The 4578-nt window shown below is 72.1% G+C and carries 5 protein-coding genes; all 5 read right to left on the reverse strand.

The window, feature by feature from the left end:
• On the reverse strand, positions 1-1254 hold a 1254-nt coding region (locus ACOJUF_RS03055; protein ID WP_420120397.1), incomplete at its 3' end, for an NAD-dependent epimerase/dehydratase family protein.
• 397 nt (positions 1255-1651) lie between these two features.
• A complete protein-coding gene (gene murI / locus ACOJUF_RS03060) occupies positions 1652-2479 on the reverse strand; it encodes a glutamate racemase (RefSeq protein WP_420120393.1) in 828 nt (275 codons plus the stop codon).
• Positions 2480-2497: 18 nt separating this feature from the next.
• A complete protein-coding gene (locus tag ACOJUF_RS03065; RefSeq protein ID WP_420120394.1) occupies positions 2498-3196 on the reverse strand; it encodes a rhomboid family intramembrane serine protease in 699 nt (232 codons plus the stop codon).
• Between the two features lie 88 nt (positions 3197-3284).
• Positions 3285-4238: a PLP-dependent cysteine synthase family protein gene (locus ACOJUF_RS03070; RefSeq protein ID WP_420120395.1), complete on the reverse strand. Its 954-nt coding sequence runs from the start codon at positions 4236-4238 to the stop codon at positions 3285-3287.
• 16 nt (positions 4239-4254) lie between these two features.
• Positions 4255-4560: a MoaD/ThiS family protein gene (locus ACOJUF_RS03075; protein ID WP_420120396.1), complete on the reverse strand. Its 306-nt coding sequence runs from the start codon at positions 4558-4560 to the stop codon at positions 4255-4257.
• Positions 4561-4578 lie beyond the last annotated feature (18 nt).

A 4578-nucleotide genomic window follows, 5' to 3' on the forward strand; every position in this document is an offset into this window, starting at 1 on the left:
CGCCGCGGTGAGCGCGGTCAGGCCGTCCTGCGCCCGCTGGTCGGCCAGCGGGCGCAGCCGGAGCCGGTCCACGCTCTGGCAGCCGGGGGCGTCGACGAGATCGGCGACCTCGAACGAGCTGAACAGCGGGCTGCGCTCGCCGGAGGCGAGCGGGTCGTACAGCGCCGGATACGGGCTGCGCTCGTAGCCCGGATCGTGCCCGCAGACGTGGATGGCCGAGGACGACCCGGTCTCGGCGATGACGCCGACGGCCAGGTCGAGCAGGGAGACCGGCCAGCCGAGGTCGGTGATCGCGTCCAGTCCCAGCCGGTCGGGGGCCGCGTCGAGGACGGACCCCATCAGCAGTTGGGCCGCCTCCAGCGCCGACTGCACGTAGAACATCGTGCCGGCGTCGTGCAGGCGGACCACGGCGTCGCCGGCGCACCAGTCGCGCAGCCGGCGGTGGATGATCGAGTTGTCGACGATGTGGGTGAACCGGACGGCCGACCCGGTGAGGTCGGCGCCGGCCCCCGTGTCGGCCACGCCGTTGCGCATGATCCACTCGGAGATCTTCTTGGACCCGGCGTAGACGTCCCGGCTGAACGGCCGCAGGGCCTTGCCGGTGGACGCGAAGGCCAGGTGCATCCCGCCCACGGATCGGCAGGCGTCGACGACGTTGACGGTGCCGGTGACGTTGGTGGAGACGGTGCGGGCGACGAACTGCTCGGCCAGGCCCGGGTCGTGCTGGGCGGCGACGTGGTAGACGATGTCCGGCCGCAGCTCGGCCATCAGATCACGGACGGCGTCGCGCTGCCGGACGTCCAGCCGCCGGTACTCCACGCCCTCGGTGCGCGGCCAGCCCACGGTCCGGCCACGGCTGATCGAGACCACCCGGGCCGCGCCGTTCTCGCGGAGCAACCGCACCAGGACCGAGCCGATGCAGCCCGTCCCCCCGGTCACCAGCACGGTGCGCCCGGCATGGGCCTGTCGGACCCGGTCCTGATCGATGTCGAGCATGCGGGAGCCGGTCGCCCGGAAGCGCTCGACCTCGGCCCGGGCGGCCCCGGCCCGATCGTCCAGAACGGCCCGGGTGGCCGAGCGCATCCGCCGGAGCGCATCCGGGTCGAGCGGACGATCGACCGTGCGGTCGGCAGGGGCGTCGGTCGGCCGGCCGAGCGGGGCGGCGGCCGGCGCGGCGGCGACGAGGGCGGCCACCGCATCGGTGGGATCGGCGGGCGAAAGGTGGAGGCGACAGTCGTCGTCCTGGGATTGCATCGTCACGACCTCTCAGCCGAAGTCAGGGCTCGCGGAAACGGAACCGCGCCAGGCACGGCCCGCTCCGGCGACGCTCGGTCGAACCGTTCGGTGCGCTCGGGTCGACGTGGACCCCGTGGGGCGGAAGCAGGGACATGGCGCGGTTCCCTCGGCGGGCCGCGATCGATCCGCCGACGCTGGCGCACTTCCGCACACATCACTGTAGGTGACAGAGAATGTCCAACCGGCCACCGAGCGGGTCGGGACGACGAAATTCACATGGCTGGAACACCGGGAGTGACGCCGACCACGGACGATTGCCGGGCCTGGGGCCAGAATTCCGTTTCCCGGGTTACTCCCGGTGCGCCTCGTTCGAGGTTGCTGCGGGAATCATCACATTTCCGTCGTTGACGTGTGGTCAGCCGACGGGAGCGCCCAGCTCGACGACCGATCCGATCTCCGGGCCGAGGAAGCGCCGGCCCAGCCGCAGGAACGGCGCCGGGTCGCCGGTGGCCAGGAACTCGTGCGGACCCGGCGGCTGGGGCCCGGGCGCGAGCAGATCGAGCTCGGTCAGCTTGCGGTAGACGTCCTGGGCGGTCTCGTCGGCGCTGGACACCAACGTCACTCCGTCCCCCATCACCAGCGACAGCGCCCCGGTCAGCAGCGGGTAGTGGGTGCAGCCGAGCACCAGGGTGTCCAGGTTGGTGCGCTGCAGCGGACCCAGATAGGCCTGGGCCAGCCCGATGACCTGCCGGCCCGAGGTGATGCCGCGCTCGACGAAGTCGACGAATGACGGGCAGGCGACCGGGTGCACGGTGATGCCCGGCGTCACGTCGAAGGCGTCCTGGTAGGCGCCGGAGGCGATGGTGGCCGAGGTCCCGATCACCCCGACCTCACCGGTCCGGGTGGCGGCGACCGCCCGCCGGACGGCGGGCCGGATCACCTCGACGACCGGGACGTCGTACCGCTCACGGGCGTCGGCCAGGCAGGCCGCCGAGGCCGTGTTGCACGCGATGACCAGGATCTTCACGCCGCTGTCGACCAGCCGGTCGGCCACCGCCAGGGCATGCCGGCGCACCTGGGCGATCGGCAGCGGACCGTACGGGCCGTTGGCCGTGTCGCCGACGTAGCGGACCCGCTCCCCCGGCAGCTGGTCGATGATCGCCCGGGCGACGGTCAGCCCGCCGACTCCGGAGTCGAAGATGCCGATCGGCGCGCTGACGTCCCTGTTCCCGGCGGAGCTCACGGATCCGACGCTACCGCCTCAGGCGGCCACGGCCCGGCGCTGCCGGTCGGCCCGGCCGACCAGGAACGCGGCCAGTACCCCACCCAGCGCACCGAACAGGTGCGCCTGCCACGACACCGTCACCACCCCGGTGATATCGGCCGCCGCCACCCGGACGATGCCGGTCCAGAACAGGCTGCCGTACAGCACCAGCAGCACCAGGCCGAGCAGGATGTGCGGCCAGGTCCGGGTCCAGATCCCCCGGACGATCAGGAAGGTCAGCCACCCGAAGACCACCCCCGAGGCCCCGACGGTGACGCTGAGGGCCGGCGCGACGAGCCAGACGCCGAGCCCGGAGATGAGCCAGACGAGCGCGGTGACCGCGACGAACTGGCGCAGCCCGCCGACGGTGATGAGCACCCCCATGATCACCAACGGCACCAGGTTGGACCACAGGTGGGCCCAGGAACCGTGGATCAGCGGCGCGGTCAGCACGCCCCACAGGCCGGACCAGCTGCGGGGCTCGATGCCGAACTGGTCGAGGCGGTAGCCCATCGCCCAGTTGACGATCTGCACGACGACCATGACCACGGCCAGTGAGCCGACCACCACGACCGCCGTGCGCAGGTTCTCCGGCAGCACCCGCTTGCGGGCCGGCGCAGCCGCACCGGACGGCGTGACTCCGTACGACGGGGGAACGTAGGAACCGGACGAGCCGAACGGCGACGGCGAGGTCATGCCTCCAGGCTACGGACGCGTCACGACCCGGGGATCCGGGGAAACCCTGACCCTCGCGCCGGATGGCGGCCTCACGTGCCCGGCCGGCTCAGGCCCAGAGCTGGCCCTCCAGGCCGGTCGCGGCCTGCGTGTCGTCGCCGGCGTCGTACACCCCGGTGGACAGGTACTTCCAGCCGCCGTCGCACACGACGAAGGCGATGTCGGCCTCGACGCCGTCACGGACGGCCCGGGCCGCGATGCCCAGCGCCGCGTGCAGGATCGCCCCGGTGGAGATGCCGGCGAAGATGCCCTCGACCTCCAGCAGCTCCCGGGTCCGGCGCACCGCGTCGTCCGGCCCGACGGAGAAGCGGGAGGTCAGCACGGACGCGTCGTACAGCTCCGGGACGAACCCCTCCTCGAGGTTGCGCAGGCCGTAGACCAGCTCACCGTACCGGGGCTCGGCGGCCACGATCGCGACGTCCGGCACCTTCTCCCGCAGGAACCGCCCGACGCCCATCAGCGTGCCGGTGGTGCCCAGACCGGCGACGAAGTGGGTGATGCTCGGCAGGTCGGCCAGCAGCTCGGGACCGGTGGTCTCGTAGTGGGCCAGGGCGTTGTCCGGATTCCCGTACTGGTAGAGCATCACCCAGTCGGGATGGTCGGCGGACAGCTCCTTGGCCATGGCGACCGCGGCGTTCGAGCCGCCGGCCGCCGGCGAGGAGATGATCTGCGCGCCGTAGGCCCGCAGCAGCAGCTTGCGTTCCTCGGAGGTGTTCTCCGGCATCACACAGATCAGCCGGTAGCCCTTGACCCGGCACACCATGGCCAGCGAGATGCCGGTGTTGCCGCTGGTCGGCTCGATGACGGTGCAGCCCGGCCGCAACCGGCCGTCCGCCTCGGCGCGGGCGACCATGGCCAGCGCGGGACGGTCCTTGATCGAGCCGGTCGGGTTGCGGTCCTCCAGCTTGGCCCACAGCCGCACCGACGGCGACGGCGACAGCCGCGGCAGCCCCACCAGGGGCGTGCCGCCGACCGCGTCGACCAGGCTGGAGTACCGCGTCACCGGTTCGGTCGAGCCCTCAGCGGGTCCCGCCGGCCACGGCGGCTCGACTGTCGCCTCCGGCGACGGCCGGCAGGATCGTCACGTTGTCGCCCTCGGCGATCGCGGTCTCCAGCCCGCCGGTGAAGCGCACGTCCTCGTCGTTGACGTAGACGTTGACGAACCGGTGCAGGGAGCCGTTCTTGATCAGCCGGTCACCGAGCCCGGTGTAGCGGCTGTCCAGGTCGGAGATCACCTCGGCCAGGGTGGAGCCCTCGGCGGAGACGGTCTTCTCCCCCTTGGTGACCGGACGCAGGATCGTCGGCACGGACACCGAAACGCTCATCGGGTAACTCCTTGTTCA

Source organism: Nakamurella sp. (genome assembly GCF_048594475.1).
In the GTDB taxonomy this organism is placed as follows: Bacteria; Actinomycetota; Actinomycetes; order Mycobacteriales; family Nakamurellaceae; genus Nakamurella.